At 55.8% G+C, this 24,263-nt stretch carries 21 protein-coding genes, 2 tRNA genes and 3 pseudogenes; 21 read left to right on the top strand and 5 right to left on the bottom strand.

Translation table 11 applies throughout. From position 1 onward, the window contains the following. Positions 1-89 precede the first annotated feature (89 nt). The 16 genes and pseudogenes from folP to mtr all read left to right on the top strand — a co-directional run bounded on the left by folP (position 90) and on the right by mtr (position 16,721). The gene (gene folP, locus WLO32_RS17875; RefSeq protein WP_435946350.1) at positions 90-938 is read left to right on the top strand and encodes a dihydropteroate synthase; all 849 of its coding nucleotides are present in this window, start codon (positions 90-92) and stop codon (positions 936-938) included. Continuing rightward, on the top strand, positions 931-2,268 hold the full coding sequence (gene glmM, locus WLO32_RS17870; RefSeq protein WP_435946349.1) for a phosphoglucosamine mutase: 1,338 nt from the start codon (positions 931-933) through the stop codon (positions 2,266-2,268). The genes folP and glmM overlap by 8 nt, the downstream gene beginning before the upstream one ends. 232 nt (positions 2,269-2,500) lie before the next feature. Beyond that, entirely contained in the window at positions 2,501-2,833 is a 333-nt protein-coding gene (gene secG / locus WLO32_RS17865) for a preprotein translocase subunit SecG (RefSeq protein WP_121267716.1), read from the top strand. Between the two features lie 45 nt (positions 2,834-2,878). Next, positions 2,879-2,965, top strand: a tRNA-Leu gene (locus WLO32_RS17860). Positions 2,966-3,024: 59 nt separating this feature from the next. Continuing rightward, positions 3,025-3,101 (top strand) — tRNA-Met (locus WLO32_RS17855). A 207-nt stretch (positions 3,102-3,308) separates the two neighbouring features. Further along, a complete protein-coding gene (gene rimP, locus WLO32_RS17850) occupies positions 3,309-3,761 on the top strand; it encodes a ribosome maturation factor RimP (RefSeq protein ID WP_435946348.1) in 453 nt (150 codons plus the stop codon). Positions 3,762-3,788: 27 nt separating this feature from the next. After that, positions 3,789-5,276: a transcription termination factor NusA gene (nusA, locus tag WLO32_RS17845; protein WP_435946347.1), complete on the top strand. Its 1,488-nt coding sequence runs from the start codon at positions 3,789-3,791 to the stop codon at positions 5,274-5,276. A 24-nt stretch (positions 5,277-5,300) separates the two neighbouring features. Further along, positions 5,301-7,988: a translation initiation factor IF-2 gene (infB, locus tag WLO32_RS17840; protein WP_435946346.1), complete on the top strand. Its 2,688-nt coding sequence runs from the start codon at positions 5,301-5,303 to the stop codon at positions 7,986-7,988. A 69-nt stretch (positions 7,989-8,057) separates the two neighbouring features. After that, entirely contained in the window at positions 8,058-8,462 is a 405-nt protein-coding gene (gene rbfA, locus WLO32_RS17835) for a 30S ribosome-binding factor RbfA (protein ID WP_435946344.1), read from the top strand. Beyond that, positions 8,462-9,406, top strand: coding sequence for a tRNA pseudouridine(55) synthase TruB (gene truB / locus WLO32_RS17830; RefSeq protein ID WP_435946342.1), 945 nt, complete (start codon positions 8,462-8,464; stop codon positions 9,404-9,406). The genes rbfA and truB overlap by 1 nt, the downstream gene beginning before the upstream one ends. Positions 9,407-9,559: 153 nt before the next feature. Further along, on the top strand, positions 9,560-9,829 hold the full coding sequence (gene rpsO / locus WLO32_RS17825; protein WP_002434239.1) for a 30S ribosomal protein S15: 270 nt from the start codon (positions 9,560-9,562) through the stop codon (positions 9,827-9,829). 247 nt (positions 9,830-10,076) lie between these two features. Next, positions 10,077-12,210: pseudogene (gene pnp, locus WLO32_RS17820) on the top strand (polyribonucleotide nucleotidyltransferase). Positions 12,211-12,329: 119 nt separating this feature from the next. Next, positions 12,330-13,214: a lipoprotein NlpI gene (gene nlpI / locus WLO32_RS17815; protein WP_435946340.1), complete on the top strand. Its 885-nt coding sequence runs from the start codon at positions 12,330-12,332 to the stop codon at positions 13,212-13,214. Positions 13,215-13,325: 111 nt separating this feature from the next. Beyond that, positions 13,326-13,403 (top strand): protein YrbN, encoded by a 78-nt coding sequence (gene yrbN / locus WLO32_RS17810; RefSeq protein WP_099458804.1) that lies wholly within the window; start codon positions 13,326-13,328, stop codon positions 13,401-13,403. Next, a pseudogene (locus WLO32_RS17805) lies at positions 13,396-15,316 on the top strand (DEAD/DEAH family ATP-dependent RNA helicase). Before yrbN ends, WLO32_RS17805 begins: the two are co-directional and overlap by 8 nt. A gap of 160 nt (positions 15,317-15,476) precedes the next feature. Then, a complete protein-coding gene (gene mtr, locus WLO32_RS17800) occupies positions 15,477-16,721 on the top strand; it encodes a tryptophan permease (protein ID WP_435946339.1) in 1,245 nt (414 codons plus the stop codon). A gap of 86 nt (positions 16,722-16,807) precedes the next feature. Here mtr and WLO32_RS17795 read toward each other — a convergent pair. The 3 genes and pseudogenes from WLO32_RS17795 to ubiU all read right to left on the bottom strand — a co-directional run bounded on the left by WLO32_RS17795 (position 16,808) and on the right by ubiU (position 19,805). Next, positions 16,808-17,813 (bottom strand): annotated as a pseudogene (locus WLO32_RS17795) (luciferase-like monooxygenase). Between the two features lie 103 nt (positions 17,814-17,916). After that, complete coding sequence (locus WLO32_RS17790) at positions 17,917-18,801, bottom strand: U32 family peptidase (RefSeq protein ID WP_435946338.1); 885 nt, start codon at positions 18,799-18,801, stop codon at positions 17,917-17,919. Between the two features lie 8 nt (positions 18,802-18,809). Beyond that, entirely contained in the window at positions 18,810-19,805 is a 996-nt protein-coding gene (ubiU, locus tag WLO32_RS17785) for a ubiquinone anaerobic biosynthesis protein UbiU (RefSeq protein WP_435946337.1), read from the bottom strand. Positions 19,806-20,050: 245 nt separating this feature from the next. Between ubiU and ubiT the strand changes: the two genes are divergently transcribed. Continuing rightward, entirely contained in the window at positions 20,051-20,575 is a 525-nt protein-coding gene (gene ubiT / locus WLO32_RS17780) for a ubiquinone anaerobic biosynthesis accessory factor UbiT (protein WP_435946335.1), read from the top strand. Beyond that, entirely contained in the window at positions 20,569-21,075 is a 507-nt protein-coding gene (locus WLO32_RS17775; RefSeq protein WP_435946334.1) for a GNAT family N-acetyltransferase, read from the top strand. Before ubiT ends, WLO32_RS17775 begins: the two co-directional genes overlap by 7 nt. On the opposite strand, the gene WLO32_RS17770 is transcribed toward WLO32_RS17775, so the two are convergent. Then, positions 21,072-21,365 carry a GIY-YIG nuclease family protein gene (locus WLO32_RS17770; protein WP_435946333.1) on the bottom strand — a complete coding sequence of 98 codons (294 nt, stop codon included), beginning with the start codon at positions 21,363-21,365 and terminating at the stop codon, positions 21,072-21,074. The two genes, WLO32_RS17775 and WLO32_RS17770, sit on opposite strands and share 4 nt — an antisense overlap. A gap of 53 nt (positions 21,366-21,418) precedes the next feature. On the opposite strand from WLO32_RS17770, the gene WLO32_RS17765 reads away from it, so the two are divergent. After that, a complete protein-coding gene (locus tag WLO32_RS17765) occupies positions 21,419-21,850 on the top strand; it encodes a YhbP family protein (RefSeq protein WP_435946332.1) in 432 nt (143 codons plus the stop codon). On the opposite strand, the gene WLO32_RS17760 is transcribed toward WLO32_RS17765, so the two are convergent. Further along, positions 21,847-22,365, bottom strand: coding sequence for a type 1 glutamine amidotransferase domain-containing protein (locus WLO32_RS17760; RefSeq protein WP_121267702.1), 519 nt, complete (start codon positions 22,363-22,365; stop codon positions 21,847-21,849). The two genes, WLO32_RS17765 and WLO32_RS17760, sit on opposite strands and share 4 nt — an antisense overlap. 102 nt (positions 22,366-22,467) lie before the next feature. On the opposite strand from WLO32_RS17760, the gene WLO32_RS17755 reads away from it, so the two are divergent. Further along, positions 22,468-23,118 (top strand): NAD(P)H-binding protein, encoded by a 651-nt coding sequence (locus tag WLO32_RS17755; protein ID WP_435946331.1) that lies wholly within the window; start codon positions 22,468-22,470, stop codon positions 23,116-23,118. Between the two features lie 83 nt (positions 23,119-23,201). Continuing rightward, a complete protein-coding gene (locus tag WLO32_RS17750) occupies positions 23,202-24,245 on the top strand; it encodes a permease (RefSeq protein WP_435946330.1) in 1,044 nt (347 codons plus the stop codon). Positions 24,246-24,263 lie beyond the last annotated feature (18 nt).

Below are 24,263 nucleotides of genomic sequence, written 5' to 3'. Positions count from 1 at the left end.
CCCATGTTTTGCCATAAGTAATCCAAACCCCGGGCTGGTCCCGGGGTTTTTGTTTTTGCGTTAACCGAAATCTATTCAGGGGAATTTTGATGAAACTTACCGCCCAGGGCACCACGCTCGATCTCTGCCATCCTCACGTTATGGGGATCTTAAACGTGACGCCGGATTCGTTTTCCGATGGCGGAAAACATAATTCCCTGGTCGAAGCGGTAAAGCACGCCAATATGATGATCAACGCCGGGGCGACAATCATTGATATCGGCGGTGAATCTACGCGTCCGGGCGCCAGCGAGGTGAGCGTTGAGGATGAGTTAGCGCGGGTTATTCCGGTGGTTGAGGCGATTGCCCGGCGTTTTGAAGTATGGATTTCTGTCGACACTTCCAAACCGGAAGTGATCCGCGAATCGGCACGCGTCGGCGCCCATATCATCAATGACATTCGTTCGCTGACCGAGCCGGGCGCACTTGAGGCAGCGGCTGCGACAGGTTTGCCGGTTTGCCTGATGCATATGCAGGGCAACCCAAAAAACATGCAGCAGGCTCCGCACTACGCTGATGTATTCGAAGAGGTGAATCGCTTCTTTGTTGAGCAGATAGCCCGCTGTGAAGCGGCCGGCATTGCAAAAGAAAAATTGTTGCTCGACCCGGGCTTCGGTTTCGGTAAAAATCTCAGCCATAATTACCAACTTCTTGCCCGACTTTCAGAATTCCATCATTTTGGCTTACCGCTTTTAGTTGGAATGTCGCGTAAATCTATGGTTGGCCAGCTGCTAAACGTTGGGCCGGATCAGCGCCTGAGCGGCAGCCTTGCCTGCGCCGTCGTTGCGGCTATGCAGGGGGCACATATCATCAGGGTTCACGACGTGAAAGAAACCGTAGAGGCTATGCGCGTGGTGGAAGCCACACTTTCAGCGAAGGAAAACAAACGCTATGAGTAACCGTAAATATTTTGGTACCGATGGAATTCGTGGGCGCGTCGGCGACAGCCCGATTACGCCTGATTTCGTTCTGAAGCTGGGCTGGGCGGCGGGCAAAGTGCTGGCTCGTCACGGCTCGCGTAAAATCATCATTGGTAAAGACACGCGTATTTCCGGCTATATGCTGGAGTCTGCCCTTGAGGCGGGCCTGGCGGCGGCGGGGCTGTCGGCCTCTTTTACCGGCCCGATGCCAACGCCTGCGGTAGCTTACCTGACGCGCGCGTTCCGCGCTGAGGCCGGCATCGTTATCTCCGCTTCCCATAATCCTTTCTACGATAACGGCATTAAATTCTTCTCCATCGACGGCACCAAGCTGCCTGACGAAGTGGAAGAAGCCATTGAAGCCGAAATGGAAAAAGAAATTACCTGCGTAGATTCCGCCGAACTGGGTAAAGCCAGCCGCATCGTTGATGCCGCAGGGCGCTATATCGAATTCTGCAAAGGGACTTTCCCGAACGAGCTGAGCCTTAGCGGCTTAAAAATCGTGGTGGACTGCGCCAACGGCGCAACCTACCACATCGCGCCAAACGTGCTGCGCGAGCTGGGCGCGAAGGTTATCCCCGTGGGCTGCGAGCCTGACGGCGTCAACATCAACGAGAAATGCGGCGCGACGGATGTACGCATGCTGCAGGAACGCGTGCTGGCGGAAAAAGCCGATCTCGGCATCGCCTTTGACGGCGATGGCGATCGCGTCATCATGGTTGATAACCAGGGCCTGAAGGTCGACGGCGACCAGATCCTTTACATTATCGCTCGTGAAGGGCTGCGCCAGGGCCAGCTGCGCGGCGGTGCGGTTGGCACGCTGATGAGCAATATGGGGCTGGAGCTGGCGCTCAAACAGCTCGGCATTCCCTTCGCCCGCGCCAAAGTGGGCGACCGCTACGTGCTGGAAAAACTGCAGGAAAAAGGCTGGCGAATCGGCGCTGAAAACTCCGGCCATATTATCCTGCTGGATAAGACCACGACCGGCGACGGCATCGTGGCAGGTTTGCAAGTGCTTACAGCAATGGTCCGTAACCACATGAGCCTGCACGATCTTTGCAGCGGCATGAAATTATTCCCGCAGATTCTGGTTAACGTCCGCTTTAAGGCGGGCAGCGGCGACCCGTTAGAACACGACAGCGTGAAAAAAGTGACCGCCGAAGTGGAAGAGGCGCTGGGCAGCCGCGGACGTGTTCTGCTGCGTAAATCCGGTACTGAGCCGTTAATCCGCGTGATGGTCGAAGGCGAAGATAACGCGCTGGTGACGGAATACGCCAATCGCATTGCGGATGCGGTAAAAGCAGTTTAATAACAAGCGGTAAAGCTGTGTAAAAAGGCGGCGTTTGCCGCCTGTTATTTAAGCAAAAATGGCTTTGCTGCTGTTTTTTTCTGCAATCAGCGCAATGTTAATAAATTGCCCTTGCGCACCACTGATGCTTTGGTTAGTATTCTCACCCGCTTCAGTGGGTAAACACAAACTTGCCCGCTTCACTGGTTTGAAGCAATTGGTATGCGGTAATCCCGCAAGGAACAGGTTGATTATGTACGAAGCTCTTTTGGTAGTTTTCCTTATTGTAGCGCTGGGCCTTGTCGGTCTTATCATGCTGCAGCAAGGTAAAGGCGCTGATATGGGAGCCTCCTTCGGTGCAGGCGCCTCCGGGACGTTATTCGGTTCAAGTGGTTCTGGTAACTTCATGACCCGTATGACCGCTGTGCTGGCAACGCTGTTCTTCATCATCAGCCTGGTGCTGGGTAATATCAACAGCAACAAAACCAGTAAAGGAAGCGAGTGGGAAAATCTGAGTCAGCCAGCGAAATCTGAGCAGACAACGCCAGCGGCACCTACCAGGCCGAGCAGCGATATCCCGCAGTAATAAGCAGTAAGCTTCAGTACGGTAAACGATAGCCGTACGCAAAGTGCCGAGGTGGTGGAATTGGTAGACACGCTACCTTGAGGTGGTAGTGCCCGATTGGGCTTACGGGTTCAAGTCCCGTCCTCGGTACCAAATCCCAGCGATTCTTGCATTTATTGCAATTCTGGCGTAGTATTTTCCACGTTTTCGGACGCGGGGTGGAGCAGCCTGGTAGCTCGTCGGGCTCATAACCCGAAGGTCGTCGGTTCAAATCCGGCCCCCGCAACCACTTTCCCTGAGAGTTCTTTTTCAAATATACTGTGAGCCATTCGGTGCCTCGCGAAGAATTTAGAAAAAAATTCTCTGGACGGTGTCCGGGCCGCAATTGCGGCATACAGGGTTCAGTTATATAAAGCCCCGATTTATCGGGGTTTTTTGTTATCTGACTTCAGAATAACTGGGCTATATGCCCTTTTTTTATGTCTTGGGGGTGGGCTTGTCCACATTAGAGCAAAAATTAACAGAGATGATTACAGCACCCGTCGAAGCACTGGGTTACGAACTGGTGGGTATCGAATTCATTCGAGGTCGCCAGTCTACGCTGCGCATCTATATTGATAGTGAAGATGGCATCAATGTTGATGATTGCGCTGATGTCAGTCACCAGGTCAGTGCCGTGTTGGACGTCGAAGATCCTATCACCGTGGCCTATAACCTTGAAGTTTCCTCACCTGGTCTCGATCGCCCAATGTTTATTGCAGAACATTACGTTCGCTATACTGGCGAAGAAGTGAGCATTGTGTTGCGTATGGCCGTGCAAAACCGTCGCAAATGGCAGGGTATTATCAAAGCCGTTGAGGGTGAGACGATCACGGTCACGGTCGAAGGCAAAGATGAAGTGTTCGCACTGAGCAACATCCAGAAAGCGAACCTGGTACCCCACTTTTAATAGTTTGGATTGAGGTGAAAACCCAGGATGAACAAAGAAATTTTGGCTGTTGTAGAAGCAGTTTCCAACGAAAAATCCCTCCCGCGCGAGAAGATTTTTGAAGCACTGGAAAGTGCGCTGGCGACAGCGACGAAGAAAAAATATGAGCAAGAGATTGATGTTCGCGTGAGCATCGATCGTAAAAGTGGCGACTTTGACACTTTCCGCCGCTGGGTCATCGTAGAAGAAGTGACGCAGCCGACACGCGAAATTACGCTTGATGCCGCTCAGTTCGAAGACCCTGAGCTGAACGTAGGCGATTATGTTGAAGACCAGATTGAATCTGTCACCTTCGATCGCATCACAACGCAAACGGCTAAGCAGGTTATCGTACAAAAAGTACGTGAAGCCGAACGTGCGATGGTTGTTGACCAGTTCCGCGAGCACGAAGGTGAGATCATCACCGGCGTGGTGAAAAAAGTTAACCGCGACAACATCTCTCTGGATCTGGGTAACAACGCTGAAGCCGTCATCATTCGTGAAGATATGCTGCCGCGCGAAAACTTCCGTCCGGGCGACCGTATTCGCGGCGTGCTGTATGCCGTACGTCCTGAAGCTCGCGGCGCGCAGCTGTTCGTCAGCCGTTCCAAACCGGAAATGCTGATTGAACTGTTCCGCATCGAAGTGCCGGAAATCGGCGAAGAAGTCATTGAAATCAAGGCCGCCGCCCGCGATCCGGGTTCCCGCGCGAAAATCGCCGTGAAGACCAATGACAAACGTATCGATCCGGTTGGTGCTTGCGTCGGTATGCGCGGTGCGCGCGTACAGGCAGTTTCCACTGAACTGGGCGGTGAACGTATTGATATCGTGCTGTGGGACGACAACCCGGCGCAGTTCGTTATCAACGCGATGGCCCCGGCTGATGTGGCTTCCATTGTGGTTGATGAAGACAAACACACGATGGATATCGCGGTAGAGGCAGGCAATCTGGCGCAGGCGATTGGCCGTAACGGTCAAAACGTGCGTCTGGCAGCACAGCTGAGCGGCTGGGAACTCAACGTGATGACCGTTGACGACCTGCAGGCCAAGCATCAGGCTGAAGCACATGCGGCCATTGATACCTTTACCAAATACCTCGACATTGACGAGGATTTCGCCACCGTGTTGGTTGAAGAAGGCTTCTCAACGCTTGAAGAGCTGGCCTACGTGCCAATGAAAGAGCTGTTAGAAGTTGACGGCCTTGATGAAGACACAGTGGAAGCATTACGCGATCGCGCTAAAAACGCCCTCACCACTCTGGCACTTGCCCAGGAAGAAAGCCTCGGCGATAGCAAACCTCAGGAAGATTTACTGAATCTTGAAGGTATGGATCGCACGCTGGCCTTCAAGCTGGCCGCGCGTGGTGTGAGCTCGCTGGAAGACCTGGCGGAGCAAGGCGTCGACGACCTGTCAGATATTGAAGGTTTAACCAACGAGAAAGCCGGTGAATTGATCATGGCAGCTCGCAATATTTGTTGGTTTGGCGGCGAAGCGTAATAAACTGTAGCAGGAAGGAACAGCATGACAGATGTAACCGTAAAAGCGCTGGCCGCAGAGATTCAGACCTCCGTGGACCGCCTGGTACAGCAATTTGCTGATGCAGGGATCCCGAAGTCTGCTGATGATTCTGTTTCCGCGCAAGAGAAGCAAACCCTGCTGGCGCACCTGAACCGTGAACATGGTTCAGCACCAGATAAGTTGACATTACAGCGCAAAACGCGCAGTACTTTAAACATTCCAGGTACCGGTGGGAAAAGTAAATCGGTACAAATCGAAGTCCGCAAGAAGCGCACCTTTGTGAAACGTGATCCGCAAGAGGCTGAACGCCTCGCGGCGGAAGAACAAGCGCAGCGTGAAGCGGAAGAGCAAGCCCAACGTGAGGCGCAGGAAGCTGCCAATCGTCAGGCGCAAGAAAAAGCTAAACGTGAAGCTGAAGAAAAAGCTAAGCGTGAAGCCGCTGATAAAGCGAAACGTGAAGCTGCGGAAAAAGACAAAGTGAGCAATCAACAATCTGACGATATGACGAAAAGCGCCCAGGCCGACAAAGCCCGCCGCGAGGCAGAAGCTGCTGAGCTTAAGCGCAAAGCGGAAGAAGAAGCCCGTCGCAAACTAGAAGAAGATGCCCGTCGCGTAGCGGAAGAAGCCCGTAAAATGGCTGAAGCTAACGCAGGCGTCTGGACAGAAGAAGAGAAAGTGGAAGACGACAAAACCGATTATCACGTAACCACCTCTCAGCATGCCCGCCAGGCCGAAGACGAAAACGACCGTGAAGTAGAAGGCGGCCGCACTCGCGCCCGTACTACCGCGACTAAAGCGCCGCGCCAGAAAAAAGGCGGCAAACACGGCGAATCTAAAGCTGACCGTGAAGAAGCGCGCGCAGCGGTTCGCGGCGGTAAAGGCAAGCGTAAGCCTAGCTCCCTGCAACAGGGCTTCAACAAGCCTGCGCAGGCGGTTAACCGCGACGTGGTAATCGGCGAAACCGTTACCGTTGCCGAACTGGCTAACAAAATGGCCGTCAAAGGTTCTCAGGTCATCAAAGCGATGATGAAACTGGGCGCTATGGCGACCATCAACCAGGTCATCGACCAGGAAACCGCGCAGCTGGTTGCCGAAGAGATGGGCCACAAAGTTATCCTGCGTCGTGAAAATGAGCTGGAAGAAGCGCTGATGAGCGACCGTGATACCGACGCTGTGGCTGAGTCACGCGCGCCGGTTGTGACCATCATGGGTCACGTTGACCACGGTAAAACCTCTCTGCTTGACTACATTCGTTCTACTAAAGTGGCCTCCGGCGAAGCGGGTGGCATCACCCAGCACATCGGTGCTTACCATGTAGAAACCGATAACGGCATGATCACCTTCCTGGATACCCCGGGCCACGCAGCCTTTACCTCAATGCGTGCTCGCGGCGCACAGGCGACGGATATCGTGGTTCTGGTTGTTGCGGCGGACGACGGCGTGATGCCGCAAACTATCGAAGCTATCCAGCACGCGAAAGCGGCGCAGGTGCCGGTAGTGGTTGCGGTAAACAAAATCGATAAGCCAGAAGCGGATCCGGATCGCGTTAAGCAGGAACTGTCCCAGTACGGCATCATGCCGGAAGAGTGGGGCGGCGAAAGCCAGTTCATCCACGTATCTGCGAAAGCCGGTACCGGTATCGACGAGCTGCTTGATGCTATCCTGCTGCAGGCCGAAGTGCTGGAGCTAAAAGCGATGCGTACCGGCATGGCAAGCGGCGTGGTAATCGAATCCTTCCTCGATAAAGGTCGTGGTCCGGTCGCTACCGTTCTGGTTCGTGAAGGCTCACTGAACAAGGGCGATATCGTTCTGTGCGGCTTCGAATACGGCCGCGTTCGCGCAATGCGTGACGAAATGGGTCGTGAAGTGACCGAAGCCGGTCCTTCTATCCCTGTAGAGATCCTCGGCCTGTCCGGCGTGCCTGCGGCGGGTGACGAAGTTACCGTTGTTCGTGACGAGAAAAAAGCGCGTGAAGTTGCTCTGTACCGTCAGGGTAAATTCCGCGAAGTGAAACTGGCTCGCCAGCAGAAATCCAAACTGGAAAACATGTTCGCCAACATGACCGAAGGCGAAGTGTCAGAAGTGAACATCGTGCTCAAAGCCGACGTTCAGGGTTCTGTGGAAGCGATCAGCGATTCCCTGCTGAAGCTGTCTACCGATGAAGTGAAGGTTAAAATCATCGGTTCCGGCGTGGGCGGTATCACTGAAACTGACGCCACGCTTGCTGCGGCTTCTAACGCTATTCTGGTTGGCTTCAACGTGCGTGCCGATGCTTCTGCTCGTCGCGTTATCGAAGCGGAAAGCCTGGATCTGCGTTACTACTCCGTCATTTACCATCTGATTGACGAAGTGAAAGCGGCGATGAGCGGCATGCTCTCTCCAGAACTCAAACAACAGATCCTCGGCCTGGCCGAAGTTCGCGATGTCTTCAAATCACCGAAGTTTGGCGCTATCGCAGGTTGTATGGTTACCGAGGGCGTGGTCAAACGTCACAATCCAATCCGCGTGCTGCGCGACAACGTGGTTATCTATGAAGGCGAGCTGGAATCCCTGCGCCGCTTCAAAGATGATGCCAACGAAGTGCGTAACGGCATGGAATGCGGCATCGGCGTGAAGAACTACAACGACGTGCGCGTTGGCGATGTTATCGAAGTCTTCGAAATCATCGAAATCCAGCGTACGATCGCCTGATAGAAGCCGGGTAGTCGGTAATATCTTAAGGGGGGCCGAGCGCCCCCCGATTTGTATGGAGAATTTAATATGGCGAAAGAATTCGGTCGTCCACAGCGCGTCTCTCAGGAATTGCAGAAAGAAATCGCAATCATCCTGCAGCGCGAAATCAAGGACCCGCGTCTGGGCATGATGACCACCGTTTCCGGTGTGGAAGTGTCGCGCGACCTGGCCTATGCCAAAGTTTTCGTTACTTTCCTTAACGACAAAGACGAAAACGCCGTGAAAGAAGGCATCAAAGTACTGCAGGATGCCTCCGGGTACATTCGCAGCCTGCTGGGCAAAGCGATGCGTCTGCGTATCGTGCCTGAGCTGACCTTCTTCTACGACAACTCGCTGGTTGAAGGGATGCGCATGTCCAACCTGGTTTCTAACGTCATCCGCAACGATGACGAGCGCCGCGTAAACGATTCGGATGACAGCAAGGAGGATTGATGAGTCGTCCTCGTCGTCGTGGTCGTGATATCCATGGTGTTTTACTGCTAGACAAGCCGCAGGGCCTGTCTTCCAATGATGCGCTGCAGAAAGTTAAGCGAATCTATAACGCCAACCGTGCCGGCCATACCGGGGCGCTGGATCCGCTTGCGACCGGCATGCTGCCGATCTGCCTGGGTGAAGCGACAAAGTTTTCGCGATATTTGCTGGATTCAGACAAGCGTTACCGCGTGATCGCCCGTCTTGGGCAGCGCACCGACACCTCCGATGCCGACGGCACGGTCGTGCAGGAGCGTCCGGTCACCTTTAGCGAGCAGGAGCTTGCGGCCGCGCTGGAAAGCTTCCGCGGCGAAACCATGCAGGTGCCGTCAATGTATTCGGCGCTTAAGCATCAGGGCAAGCCGCTATACGAATATGCCCGTCAGGGTATTGAGGTGGAGCGTGAGGCTCGCCCAATCACCGTATACGAGCTGCTGTTTATCCGTCACGAAGGCAATGAGCTGGAACTTGAGATCCACTGTTCAAAAGGGACCTACATCCGGACCATTACTGACGATCTGGGTGAAAAGCTAGGCTGTGGCGCACACGTGACTTTCCTGCGTCGTCTGGCGGTAAGCAAATATCCCGTTGAGCGTATGGTCACCCTTGAGCAGCTGAATGCGCTGCTGGAGCAAGCGCATCAGCAGGAGATCGACCCGGCCGTGTTGTTGGATCCGCTGTTGATGCCGATGGACAGCCCGGCTTCGGACTTCCCGGTGGTGAACCTATTGCCCGTCGTGGCCGGCTATTTCAGGAACGGCCAGCCGGTACAGGCCGCGGGCGCGCCTGCCGAAGGGCTGGTTCGCGTCACCGAAGGTGATGAAGCGAAATTCATCGGCATGGGTGAAATTGATGATGACGGTCGCGTAGCGCCTCGTCGTCTGGTTGTGGAGTATCCCGTCTGACCTACCGTAGTTACCTTGCGATAACAGGTGGCTGCAGGTAAAATAGCGCGGCTTAGCATCCGGCTACTTGTTTAACATTTACTCGGGTGTGCACTGGGGTCGCTGAATTAGAGATCGGCACCCTGTCTTTTATCTAAAATTTTGGAGTTGAAAATGTCTCTAAGCGTTGAAGCTAAAGCTAAAATCGTTTCTGAGTTTGGTCGTGGTACTAACGACAGCGGTTCTACCGAAGTTCAGGTTGCGCTGCTGACCGCACAGATTAACCACCTGCAGGGTCACTTTGCAGAGCACAAAAAAGATCACCACAGCCGTCGTGGTCTGCTGCGTATGGTTTCTCAGCGTCGTAAACTGCTCGACTACCTGAAGCGTAAAGATGTAGCACGTTACACCAGCCTGATCGAGCGTCTGGGTCTGCGTCGCTAAGTCTTGCGAGTTTCAGAAAAAGGGGCCTGTTAAGGCCCCTTTTTTCAACCTGACGGCAGCAATTCTATGGAAACTAATGTATTGTTGCTGTGTGTGATCTTTGTTGCAGAGGTTCGCGCGGCTAATGAGAGGCTTTATCCGCAGGGGCGGGTCAGGGTTGTCATTAGTCGCGAGGATGCGATAGAGATCGGGTCATAACGGCACCGCGTGAAGTCACCGGCAGCCTAAGAATCTAAAGGATATTATCTTGCTAAATCCGATCGTTCGTAAATTTCAGTACGGTCAGCATACGGTCACGTTAGAGACCGGTATGATGGCGCGCCAGGCTACCGCAGCAGTAATGGTAAGCATGGATGACACCGCAGTATTCGTGACCGTTGTCGGTCAGAAAAAAGCTAAAGCGGGTCAGGACTTCTTCCCGCTGACCGTTAACTACCAGGAGCGTACCTACGCTGCTGGCCGTATCCCGGGCAGCTTCTTCCGTCGTGAAGGCCGTCCAAGCGAAGGCGAAACCCTGATTGCGCGTCTGATTGACCGCCCGGTGCGTCCGCTGTTCCCGGAAGGTTTCGTTAACGAAGTTCAGGTTATCGCCACCGTGGTTTCCGTAAACCCACAGGTACACCCTGATATCGTGGCTATGATCGGCGCTTCCGCCGCGCTGAGCCTGTCCGGTATTCCGTTCAACGGCCCGATTGGTGCGGCCCGCGTTGGCTACATCAACGACCAGTACGTGCTGAACCCAACCGCAGACGAGCTCAAAGAGAGCAAGCTGGACCTGGTGGTTGCCGGTACCGCAGGCGCGGTACTGATGGTTGAGTCCGAAGCAGAACTGCTGAGCGAAGACCAGATGCTGGGTGCCGTAGTGTTCGGTCACGACCAGCAGCAGGTTGTTATCGAAAACATCAATTCCCTGGTTGCCGAAGCGGGCAAACCGCGTTGGGACTGGCAGCCAGAAGCGGTTAACGCTGAGCTGAACGCTCGCGTTGCGGCCCTTGCTGAATCCCGTCTGAGCGATGCTTACCGCATCACCGACAAGCAAGAGCGTTACGCGCAAATCGACGCGATCAAATCTGACGTTATCGCGGCGCTGCTGGCTGAAGACGCTAATCTGGATGACGCCGAGCTGAGCGATATCCTGCATGCCATCGAGAAAAACGTTGTTCGTAGCCGTATTCTGGCAGGCGAGCTGCGTATCGACGGTCGCGAAAAAGACATGATCCGTGGTCTGGACGTGCGTACCGGCGTGCTGCCGCGTACCCACGGCTCCGCGCTGTTCACCCGTGGCGAAACTCAGGCGCTGGTAACCGCGACCCTGGGCACCGCTCGCGACGCGCAGAACCTGGATGAGTTGATGGGCGAACGCACCGACAACTTCCTGTTCCACTACAACTTCCCTCCGTACTCCGTAGGCGAAACCGGCATGGTCGGTTCACCGAAGCGTCGTGAGATTGGTCACGGTCGTCTGGCCAAGCGTGGCGTACTGGCCGTAATGCCGGATGCCGATCGCTTCCCGTACACCGTACGCGTAGTGTCTGAAATCACTGAATCCAACGGTTCTTCTTCCATGGCTTCCGTTTGCGGCGCTTCTCTGGCGCTGATGGACGCAGGCGTGCCAATCAAAGCCGCGGTAGCGGGTATTGCGATGGGCCTCGTGAAAGAAGGCGACAACTTTGTCGTGCTGTCTGACATTCTGGGCGATGAAGATCACCTGGGCGACATGGACTTTAAAGTTGCCGGCAGCCGCGAAGGTATCTCCGCGCTGCAGATGGATATCAAAATCGAAGGCATCACCCGCGAAATCATGCAGGTGGCTCTGAACCAGGCTAAGGGCGCGCGTCTGCATATCCTTGGCGTGATGGAACAGGCTATCAACGCTCCGCGCGGCGACATCTCCGAGTTTGCTCCACGTATTCACACCATCAAAATCAACCCGGACAAGATCAAAGACGTGATCGGCAAGGGTGGTTCGGTGATTCGTGCGCTGACTGAAGAAACCGGCACCACCATCGAAATCGAAGATGACGGTACCGTTAAAATCGCCGCGACCGATGGTGATAAAGCGAAACACGCAATCCGCCGTATCGAAGAGATCACCGCTGAAATCGAAGTGGGCCGTATCTACAACGGTAAAGTCACCCGTATCGTTGACTTCGGTGCGTTTGTGGCTATCGGCGGCGGCAAAGAAGGCCTGGTGCATATTTCTCAAATCGCTGACAAACGCGTAGAGAAAGTCACTGACTATCTGCAGATGGGCCAGGAAGTGCCGGTTAAAGTTCTGGAAGTTGACCGCCAGGGCCCGCGTTCGTTTAAGCATCAAAGAAGCAACCGAGCAGTCCCCGGCGGAAGGCGCAGCAGCACCCGCTGCTCCAGAAGCTGAGTAAGGTTTGCCAATTTAGCTCTCCATGGTGACATGGAGAGCTGTTTATTACGGAGCTGGATGCTCCGTTTTAGCAGCCGGCGGACAGGATGTTCATTCAATTGTTGTCTTCGGGAGTGGGAAATGAAGCCTTTTTTGCGCTGGTGTTTCGTTGCGACAGCTCTCACGCTGGCAGGATGCAGCAACTCTGCCTGGCGTAAAAGCGAAGTCCTGGCGGTGCCATTGCAACCGACTTTGCAGCAGGAAGTGATTCTGGCACGCATGGAACAGATACTTGCCAGTCGGGCTTTGACCGATGATGAACGCGCACAGCTTTTATATGAGCGCGGAGTGTTGTATGATAGCCTCGGCTTGCGGGCTCTGGCGCGAAATGATTTTTCACAAGCGTTGGCAATCCGCCCCGATATGCCTGAAGTATTCAATTACTTAGGTATATATTTAACGCAGGCAGGCAATTTTGATGCTGCCTATGAAGCGTTTGATTCTGTACTTGAGCTTGATCCAACTTACAACTACGCGCATTTAAATCGCGGTATCGCCCTCTATTACGGTGGTCGTTATCGTTTAGCGCAAGATGATCTGCTAGCGTTTTATCAAGACGATCCCAATGATCCGTTCCGCAGTCTGTGGCTCTATATTGTCGAAAACAATATTGACGCTAAACAGGCCAAAGTGGCGTTACAACAGCGCCTCGATAAATCGGATAAAGAACAATGGGGATGGAACATTGTCGAGTTCTACCTGGGGAACATTAACGAAAAAACGTTAATGGAACGCCTCGAGGCGGACGCAACGGATAACACCTCGCTCGCTGAGCATCTCAGTGAAACCAACTTCTATTTAGGTAAGTACTACCTAAGTCTGGGGGAAAAGGACAGCGCCACGGCACTGTTCAAGTTAGCGGTCGCTAACAACGTACACAACTACGTTGAGCATCGTTATGCATTGTTGGAATTAGCGCTCTTGGGCCAGGAGCAAGATGACCTGGCAGAATCGGACCAGCAATAGCTGACGAACAACGATCAGCCCATAAACTTTAATCATTAAAGTCATCGCCTTAACGGGTGAGGGCGTTTTTGTTCGTTAATCAACCAAATTTGAGCCGGTTCACACTTTTCAATGAAAATTGCAGATCAATTTCACGATGAGTTACGTAGACTGGCCGCCATCAACGAGGCACATGTACTACATGACTGATATCATCGAAACCACTTTTTCTGATCTGGGGCTGAACGCCTCCATCCTTCAGGCCCTGAACGATCTGGGTTATGAAAAGCCATCTCCAATCCAGGCAGAGTGTATTCCACATCTGCTGGGTGGGCCGCGACGTACTGGGTATGGCCCAGACCGGTAGCGGCAAAACGGCAGCCTTCTCTTTACCGCTGCTGCACAATCTCGATCCCGAGCTGAAAGCACCGCAAATTCTGGTGCTGGCGCCGACCCGCGAACTGGCGGTTCAGGTTGCAGAAGCCATGACGGATTTCTCTAAACATATGCATGGCGTAAACGTTGTGGCCCTTTACGGCGGCCAGCGTTATGACGTGCAGCTGCGCGCCCTGCGTCAGGGACCACAAATCGTTGTCGGTACCCCAGGTCGCCTGCTCGATCACTTAAAACGCGGTACGCTGAACCTGTCCAACCTGAAAGGTCTGGTGCTGGACGAAGCGGATGAAATGCTGCGTATGGGCTTCATCGAAGACGTTGAAACCATCATGGCGCAGATCCCGGAAGGTCATCAGACCGCTCTGTTCTCTGCCACCATGCCGGAAGCTATCCGTCGTATTACCCGTCGCTTTATGAAAGAGCCGCAGGAAGTACGCATTCAGTCAAGCGTCACCACCCGCCCGGACATCAGCCAGAGCTACTGGACCGTGCACGGTATGCGTAAAAACGAAGCGCTGGTGCGTTTCCTGGAAGCGGAAGATTTTGACGCGGCGATTATCTTCGTGCGTACCAAAAACGCGACCCTGGAAGTGGCCGAAGCGCTGGAGCGCAGCGGTTACAACAGCGCCGCGCTGAACGGTGACATGAACCAGGCGCTGCGCGAGCAGACTCTGGAGCGTCTGAAAGATGGTCGTCTGGACATCCTGATTGCAACCGACGTTGCGGCCCGCGGCCTGGACGTTGAGCGCATCAGCCTGGTGGTTAACTACGACATCCCGATGGACTCAGAATCCTACGTTCACCGTATCGGCCGTACCGGTCGTGCGGGTCGCGCCGGCCGCGCGCTGCTGTTCGTTGAGAACCGCGAGCGTCGTCTGCTGCGCAACATCGAACGCACCATGAAGCTGACCATTCCTGAAGTAGAGCTGCCAAACCGCGATCTGCTGAGCGAGCGTCGTCTGGCTAAGTTCGCGGCTAAAGTTCAGCAGCAGCTGGAAAGCAGCGATCTGGATCTGTACCGTGGCCTGCTGGCTAAAATTCAGCCTTCCGCAGAAGAAGAGCTGGATATCGAAACGCTGGCGGCAGCGCTGCTGAAAATGGCGCAGGGCGAACGTCCTCTGATCCTGCCGCCGGATGCGCCAATGCGTCCGCGCCGCGAGTTCAAAGAGCGTGACGAGCGTTTCGAACGCCGTGGCGACCGCAACGAACGTGGTCCACGTTCAGACCGTCCGCAGCGTGACGGCGATGCGCCTGCTCGTCGTGAACGTCGCGACGTTGGCGATATGGAACTGTACCGCATTGAAGTTGGCCGTGATGACGGCGTTGAAGTACGTCATATCGTTGGCGCTATTGCTAACGAAGGCGACATCAGCAGCCGTTACATCGGTAACATCAAGCTGTTCGGTACTCACTCCACCATCGAGCTGCCGAAAGGCATGCCGGGCGAAATCCTGCAGCACTTCACCCGTACCCGTATTCTGAACAAGCCGATGAATATGCAGCTGATGGGCGATGCGCAGCCGCGTACTGACCGCGGTGGCGAACGTCGTGGCGGCGGTGCGGGTCGTGGTTTCGGCGGCGAGCGTCGTGAAGGCGGTCGCGGTCCACGTCGTGACGGCGCGGCTCCGGCCGGCCGTAGCTTCAGCGGCGAACGACGTGAAGGCGCTCGTAGCCCACGTCGTGATGATGGCGCAGCTCCTGCTCGTCGTCGTTCAACCGAAGCTTAATTGACCGCAGTTTATGCCTGCGATTAACGCGCAGGCAGTGATAAAAGTCCCGGTTATCCATACCGGGATTTTTTTTATCCAAAGTGTACTCATGTACTGGTACAATACTCCGCAGCAAACCTGTCACTCCGACAGCCGTTGATCGTTTTCAGGAATTCGTATGACAACCTTATCGACCACCAAAGCCACGCCCTCTATTTTCGGCGGCGTGATGATAATTGGTGGCACTATTATTGGCGCGGGCATGTTTTCACTTCCGGTCGTGATGGCGGGCAGCTGGTTCTTCTGGTCGCTTGCGGCGCTGGTCTTCACCTGGTTTTGCATGCTGCATTCCGGGCTGATGATCCTCGAGGCTAACCTTAACTATCGCGTCGGCGCAAGTTTTGACACCGTCACAAAAGATCTGCTGGGCAAGGGCTGGAACCTGATTAACGGGCTGTCCATCGCTTTCGTACTGTATATCCTGACCTACGCCTACATTTCGGCAAGCGGTTCGGTTATTCACCACACCTTAAGCGAGATGGCCATCGACTTTCCCGCCAGGTTTGCCGGGCTGATTTTCGCCCTGCTGGTGGCCTTTATCGTCTGGCTGAGCACCCATGCCGTAAGCCGCATGACGAGCATCGTGCTGGGGGCAAAAATCCTCACCTTCTTTATGACCTTCGGCGGCCTGATGTGGCATGTCGAACCGAAAATACTGCTCGATAGCCAGGCGGTTAACCCAAGCTACCTGCCTTATCTGCTGATGACGCTGCCGTTCTGCCTGGCGTCATTTGGCTACCACGGCAACGTGCCGAGCCTGATGAAATACTATGGCAAAAACCCGCAGGCCATTAAGCGCTGCCTGCTTTGGGGCACGGTGATGGCGCTGGTGCTGTATGTCATCTGGCTGGTGGGCAGCATGGGCAATATTCCACGCGGTGAGTTTATCGCCATTGCCCATAAAGGCGGGAATATCGACGTGCTGGTGCAGGCGCTAAGCGGCGTGTTAAACAGCCGCGCGTTGGATCTGCTGCTGATTGTCTTCTCCAACTTTGCCGTAGCCAGCTCATTTCTGGGCGTGACGCTGGGGCTGTTTGACTATCTGGCCGATCTGTTCAGGTTCGACGATAGCGCGTTGGGGCGCCTGAAAACGGCTCTGGTCACCTTTATCCCGCCGGTTCTGGGCGGGGTGATTTGGCCCGACGGCTTTATCTACGCTATTGGTTTTGCCGGGCTTGCGGCAACCATCTGGGCTGCGATCGTGCCCGCGCTGCTGGCTAAAGCTTCACGCCGTAAGTTCGGCAGCCCGGCTTACCGGGTATGGGGCGGGAATAAAATGATCGTCCTGATTCTTATCTTCGGGGCCGGCAATGCTGTGATTCATATTCTTTCGAGCTTTAATTTATTGCCTGTCTATCAATAAGTTGGAGGGTGGATAAGCGCAGGCGCCCTCCACCGATTTGTTTTGTCGGGTGAGGCCTGCGCCCACCCGACTATGAGAAAGCAAGCTTATAAACTCTCGCGCACGTCCATCGCCAGGTCGAACGAATGCAGCCGCGCCTGGCTATCAAAAATCTGCCCGTTGACCATGATTTCATCGGCCTGGGTTTCCCGCAGCAGTGAAATCAGCCCGTGACGCACCTTCGCTTTATCGCCTACCAGCGACATGCTCAGCGCCTGCTGCACGCCGTACTGTTCCGCCGGGTTCCAGAAGCTGTCCATGTTTTCGATAGGGGCGGGAAGCTGCCCGGTTTCGCCGCGGCGCAGTTTTACGAACGCCTGCTGCATCGAGGTAAACAGGAATTCCGCATCGCGGTTGCTGTCCGCCGCGATGATATTAATGCAGACCATCGCATAGGGTTTTTCCAGCCGTTCGGACGGTTTGAACTGGGCGCGATAAAGCTGCAGCGCCTGGAAAAGCATGTCCGGGGCGAAGTGCGAGGCGAAGGCAAAAGGCAGCCCAAGCTGCGCGGCCAGCTGGGCGCTGTAAAGGCTTGAGCCCAGCAGCCAGACGGGAATTTTAGCGTTATAGCCGGGGACCGGCCGCACGGGCGGATTCGGATCCTTCGCGTCAAACCACGAAATCAGCTCGCTGACGTCGCGCGGGAAATTGTCGATATCGCCGCTCATATGGCGGCGCAGCGCCATCATCGTGCGCTGATCGCTGCCCGGCGCGCGGCCAAGGCCGAGATCGATGCGTCCCGGATAGAGCGTTTCCAGCGTACCGAACTGCTCGGCAATCACCAGCGGCGAGTGGTTGGGCAGCATTACGCCGCCGGAACCCAGGCGCAGCGTTTGGGTGTTCGCCGCGAGATAGCCAATAAGCACCGACGTGGCCCGCGCTGGCGATGCCGGTCATATTGTGGTGCTCGGCCAGCCAGTAGCGGTGATAGCCGCGCTTCTCGGCCAGGCGCGCGAGATCGAGGGAGCGATGGAAAGCGTCGGCTGCATGCGAGCCCTGGGGAATAGGGGACAGGTCCAGCAGCGAAAAGGGGGCTTGGGTAATGTCAGACATAACGGCTCACTTTGTTAGACGAAGTGGGTAACTTCGTTTGCTGATAATTAGCCTCAGTATTGCGCATAATCCTCAACAGTTAAGTAACAAAGCGAGCTTTTTCTCAGGCGCGATCCACCAGCTCCAGACCGGCGACGCGTCGCCAGTAGCCGTTGCAGTCGCTTTGCGAAGTGAGCTTCAGCGGGGCCGAGCCATTTTCATTGGCGCGGAAGGTTTCCAGCACGCGCAGGGTCTCCATTCCCATTGGCGACAGGCGAACCATATCCACCAGGCCTTTCATCGACGCCAGTTCGTTGCCGAGGTTATAGACGTAGCCGCTCATGGTCTGAATGCCGTTAAGCACGAAAACCTGCTGATTCTCCTGCGAAAGCATATCGCGTCCGTTGGGATACTTAATGCAGCAGGTTTCACATTCGTCCTTCGGACGGTCCTCAGAGCGCGCGGTAAAGCAGCGGGCGGAGTAAGCCAGCGGCAGGTGGCCGTAGCTTAGCACTTCCACTTCGAACCGATGCCGAATGCCCAGCTCATCGCACTGGTTTAGCAGGTTTGCCAGCCAGTCGCGCGACAGCTCGACCGGCATGCACCAGCGCGTCATGCCTTGTTTAAGCAGCAGGCGCAGGGTGACGGCGTTGTAGCAGTTAAGCGCATGACCTGCGATAAACGGCAGTTTGCGCTCCGCGGCGACGTTTACGGCGCCAATGTCGTTAGCCTCAATCAGAAAGTCGCCGTTGTCGACGTAGCGTTTGAGCTCGCCCAGCTCGGACGGTGCCTGCACCAGCGCAAGGGTGGAAAGCACAACCTGCTTGCCCTCGCCGGCCAGCATTTTCGCCATATCCAGCCAGTCGCCCGCTTTGGTGGCGCGGCGTTTGCTGCAGACGGTTTCACCGAGATAAACCACATCGGCGCTGCTCTTCGCGGCGGCCTGGTAAAAGCTTTCCAGCGTTTCTTTCGGCCAGTAGTACAGCACCGGCCCTAGTGAATATTTCATCTGATTTCCTACTGCCATTTGCGGTGATATGCGCCGAGAGTGGTTTGCGTACCTTCCGCCATCGCGCCGAGCGCGTCCATCCAGGCGGGCTGCGCGCGATAGTTCTCCGGATCGGCCATGCAGCGGTCGATGGCCTGCCGCCACACTTTGGCAACCTGGCTTACATAGGCCGGGCTCCGCTGGCGGCCTTCGATTTTCACCGACGCGATATTGGCCGCGTAGAGCTCGGGCAGCAGCTCAAGCGTGTTCAGGCTGGTAGGCTCTTCCAGGGCGTGATACTTCTGCCCGTCTACCAGATAACGACCTTTGCACAACGTCGGATAGCCGGCGTTCTCCTCCTCCTGATACCTGTCGATCAGTACGTCGTTAAGACGCGACTCCAGCCCCTGCGGCGTTTGCTGCCAGCGCACAAAGCGCGCCGGGGAGCAGGCGCCGACGGTATTGGGCGACTCGCCGGTCAGATAGGATGACAGGTAGCAGCGCCCTTCGGCCATGATGCACAGGCTGCCGAAGGCGAAGACCTCCAGCGGAACGGGGGTAACGCGGGCCAGCTGCCTGACTTGATGAATGGACAACACGCGCGGCAGCACCACGCGGGCCACGTCAAAATTACGCTGATAGAAGCGAATGGCTTCTTCGTTAGTCGCCGAAGCCTGAACCGAGACGTGGCGCTCAATATGCGGATAGCGGGCCGCGGCATACTCAAGCATCGCAAGATCCGCCAGAATCAGGGCGTCTGCGCCCAGCTGCGCGGCCATATCCACCGCCCGCTGCCAGCGCGCGTAGCCGTCCGGGTGAGCGAAGGTATTGATGGCGATATGCAGCTTGCGCCCGCGAAGATGTACGTAGCTGACCGCTTCGTGTAATTTCTTTTCCGTGAAGTTCAGTCCGGCGAAATGGCGGGCGTTAGTGTCGTCTTTCAGACCGATATAAACCGCGTCGGCGCCATTATCGATGGCCGCTTTCAGCGCCGGTAAATTTCCGGCAGGGCAAAGCAACTCCATAATTTATCCCGCATCATTGGGTATCCTGTCAGATAGCCCGCGCGGCCGGCTAAGGGCCGCAAAATTGTTAACGAACTGGGATTTTAGTTAACCTGTCCGCGACAAATTTTGATTTAAGGCAGCTAATGGCGTATTGATGGCAACCAATGGTGAGAGTTAAAACCTGAGCAATTGTTGATTTGCGCCGCTATGACGATCGGCGGGTATGGCAAAATAGCGAAAATTTTTCACAAGGAGTAAAGCTCGTGTTGGATAAACTGCGTTCTCGCCTGGTACAGGTTGGCCCATCTTTATTGCGCACCCCGGTCAAACTGACGCCCTTTGCTCTGAAGCGACAGCTTCTCGAGCAGGTGCTGGGCTGGCAGTTCCGTCAGGCGCTGGAAGAGGGCGAGCTGGAATTTTTAGAGGGCCGCTGGCTGAGCATTGAGGTGCGCGATCTCGGCCTGAAGTGGTTTACCTCGCTTCAGGATAATAAGCTGCTGGTTCGTGAAGACGCGCCGGCCGACGTCAGCTTCAGCGCCAGCGCCAACGATTTGCTGATGATTGCCGCGCGCAAACAGGACCCGGACACGTTATTCTTCCAGCGTCGCCTGGTCATTGAAGGCGACACCGAACTCGGCCTGTATGTCAAAAACCTGATGGATGCCATTGAGCTGGATGCGATGCCGAAACCTTTACGGTTCGGGCTGCTGCAGCTGGCTGATTTCGTCGAAGCGGGTTTGCAACACAACCCTGCTCCAGAAAGCAACTCGGTAGGTGAGCCATGTTAATTCGTGTGGAAATACCCATTGACGCCCCCGGTATCGACGCCCTGCTGCGCCGCACCTTTAAGGGCGACGGTGAAGCGGATCTGGTAAGAAATTTACGGGAAGACGGCCTGCTGACGCTTGGCCTGGTCGCCACGGACGAAGAAGGACAGGTGGTGGGCTATGTCGCCTTCAGCCCGGTTGCCGTGGAAGGCGAGGAGCTGCAGTGGGTGGGGCTTGCGCCTTTAGCGGTGGATGAGGCCTGGCGCGGCCAGGGTCTGGCGAAACGGCTGGTTTACGAAGGGCTGGATTCACTCAACGAATTCGGCTACGCCGCGGTGGTCGCGCTGGGCGAGCCTGAGATGTATCGCCGCTTTGGCTTTGTGCCTGCGGTTCAGTACGGCCTGCGTTGCGCCTGGCCTGATACCGAGGCCAGCTTCCAGATTCATCCTCTGGCGAACGATGCGCTAAACGGCGTGAGCGGACTGGTGGAATATCACCAGCACTTTAACCGCGAGCCTTAAGTGCAGGCCTTTTGGAGATCTGCCAGCAGGTCTTCAAAAGGCAGGCTGCCGTTCACCAGGCGTTCTTTTTGCGCTTTAGTCAGCTGCTTGATGCGATATTCCAGCCGCAGGGCCGCCGAACGATCGCCCACCGGGCGGCTGAACGCCAGCTTTAACTCGCCCTTGCCCCGCAGAGCCTTCGCGCCTTTTCCGGCCTGATGCTGCCCGAAGCGGCGCTCCACATCCGTGGTGATGCCGGTGTATAAGCGGTTATCCGGGGTGCGGACTAAGTAGAGATACCAGGGTGACATAGGGCAGGCGCATGGTTGAAATTATCTGCAGAGTAACACCGTTCAGGTTGCCCATGGAAACACTTGATGCCATCAGCCGCTGGCTGAACAAACAGCACGTTCTCACCTACTGCGTTGGCGGTAGCGAAGATTTATGGTGCGCTAACGCCTTTTATTACTACGATGCGCAACGCGTGGCCTTTTATCTGCTCACCGACGCCCATTCCCGCCACGGCGAATTAATCGGCCAGCGCGCAGCGCGCGTTGCGGGCACGATAAACGGGCAGCAGAAAACCGTAGCGCTGATTCGCGGCGTACAGTTTTGCGGCCGGATCCGCATGCTGGAAGAAAGCGAGGCGGAAAGCGTTCGCCATCTTTACTGCAAACGCTTTCCGGTAGCGAGAGTGATGTCGGCACCCGCCTGGGAAATTCAGCTCGACGAGCTGAAAATGACCGATAACACCCTCGGCTTCGGCAAAAAATTGCACTGGCTGCGGGAAAGCTAGCTCCCCAACAGGCGCAGCGCCTCGCGGTTAAAGGCCGGCAGATCGTCCGGGGTACGGCTGGTCACCAGTTGATCCTTATCGACGACGACTTCTTTATCGTAGAAGTCGGCTCCGGCATTTTTCACGTCAATCACGATAGGTTTGACGGCGGTAAGTTTGCGCCCGCGGACAACGTCGGCGCTGATTAAAAGCTGTGGGCCGTGGCAGATAGCAAAAACGGGCTTGCCGCTGTTGACAAAATCACGCGTAAAGGTCACGAAGCGTTCATCGCCGCGCAGGCTGTCCGGGGAGTGCCCGCCGGGCAGCAGGAGCGCGTCGAAATCAGCCGGCCTTACTTCGTCAATGGCCTTATCGATGACGACTTTTGCCTCGCCCTGTTTCCCGGTTACCGTTTTACCCGCCTGTTTTTCGATCGTAATCACCTCATGTCCGGCTTTACGATACGCCTCCGCGGGTGAGGTAAACTCAGAATCCTCAAACTCGTCGGTGATCAAGACTGCAATCTTCTTGCTCATAGTTCCTCCGTTTTTTATGGTTCCAGTGCTTAAGCCTGGCCTACAGGGCAGACTTTGCAAGCGAACGCACTAGACTTAGATTCATCTGATGAAGGAGTTTCTATGAGCCGGGTATTAATGACAGGTGCCACAGGTCTGGTCGGCGGGCATTTATTGCGTCTGCTCAACGACGAACCGCGGGTGACGAATATTGTGGCCGCGACGCGCCGTCCGCTGCCGCCGATGCGTAAATTGTTTAATCCCCACGACCCGCAGCTGAGCGATGCGCTGGCGCAGGCCACCGAGCCGGTGGACATCGTATTTTGCTGTCTTGGCACGACGATGCGCGAGGCGGGCAGCAAAGAGGCCTTCGTGCTTGCGGATTACACGCTGGTGGTGGACACCGCCCTGACGGGCCAGCGGCTGGGCGCAAGCCACATGCTGGTGGTCAGCTCGATGGGGGCTAACAGCGCGTCGCCGTTTTTCTACAACCGGGTAAAAGGCAAGATGGAAGAGGCGCTGACGGCGCAAAACTGGCCGCGACTTACCATCGTCCGGCCGTCCATGCTGTTGGGACATCGTGAATCGCAACGCTTTAACGAATCGTTCTTTGCGCCGCTGTTTAAGATCCTGCCCGGTAAGTGGAAATCCATTGAGGCGAGGGATGTTGCCCGGGCGATGCTGCACGAGGCGCTTTCACCTTCCCATGAAGGCACGGCCATCCTCGACTCCCAAAGGCTGCGGGAGATCGCGGCGCATACGGCGGCCTGTTAACCGCGGCTTCCCAATACCCTTACAGGAAGCGTAGTATTAGCGCCAACAGATACTCAGGCCTAATACCCGCAGGATAACTTTTCATGCAAACTCAAACTTCGCCCCGGCCGAACGGCACTCCGTTTAGCTGGTGGAAACCGGCGCTGTTTTTCGCGGTGGTGATTGTCGGGCTGTGGATAGTGAAATGGCAGCCCTATTACGGTAAAGCGTTTACCGCCGCCGAAACGCACAGCATAGGTAAATCGATTATTGCGCAGCAGGAAGTGAATCCGTTCAAAGCCGCCTGGGATTACGCGATGGTGTATTTCCTCGCCGTCTGGAAAGCCGCGGTGCTGGGCGTGATATTGGGCTCGCTGATTCAGGTTTTGATTCCCCGGGACTGGCTCATGCGCACTCTCGGCCAGCCTCGCTTTAGCGGCACCCTGTTCGGCACGCTTTTTTCGCTGCCGGGCATGATGTGCACCTGCTGCGCCGCCCCGGTTGCCGCAGGCATGCGGCGCCAGTCGGTGTCGATGGGCGGAGCGCTGGCGTTCTGGTTAGGCAATCCCGTTCTGAACCCGGCGACGCTGGTCTTTATGGGCTTCGTCCTGGGCTGGCATTTCGCCCTGATTCGCCTGGTCGCCGGGATTATCACCGTGCTGGGCGTGGCGACCTTTGTGCAACACTGGGTAAAAGACAAGCCTCAGAGCACGGATATTCCTCAGCTCGCCCAGCCGCTGCAGCCAGAAGGCAATTTCCTGCAGCGCTGGATGAAAGCGCTGTGGAATCTGTTCTGGAGCACCATCCCGGTTTACCTTATTGCGGTGCTGGTCCTCGGCGCGGCTCGCGTCTGGCTGTTTCCACACGCCGACGGCGCAGTAGACAACACCCTGTTCTGGGTTATTGCAATGGCGATTGCCGGCTGCCTGTTTGTTATCCCCACCGCGGCGGAAATTCCGATTATTCAGACCATGATGCTGGCCGGTATGGGCACCGCGCCCGCGCTGGCGCTGCTGATCACCCTGCCTGCCGTCAGCCTTCCGTCGCTTATCATGCTGCATAAGGCGTTTCCCGCGAAAGCCCTGTGGCTTACCGGCGTGCTGGTTATGCTAAGCGGGGTGATTGTGGGCACCCTGGCGCTGATATAAAAAAAGCCCCTTGCGGGG

The organism is Dryocola mayonis, from assembly GCF_051307045.1.
GTDB lineage: Bacteria > Pseudomonadota > Gammaproteobacteria > Enterobacterales > Enterobacteriaceae > Dryocola.
Note: the sequence above shows the minus strand (reverse complement) of the source record. Positions and strands in the feature narration are given on the sequence as shown.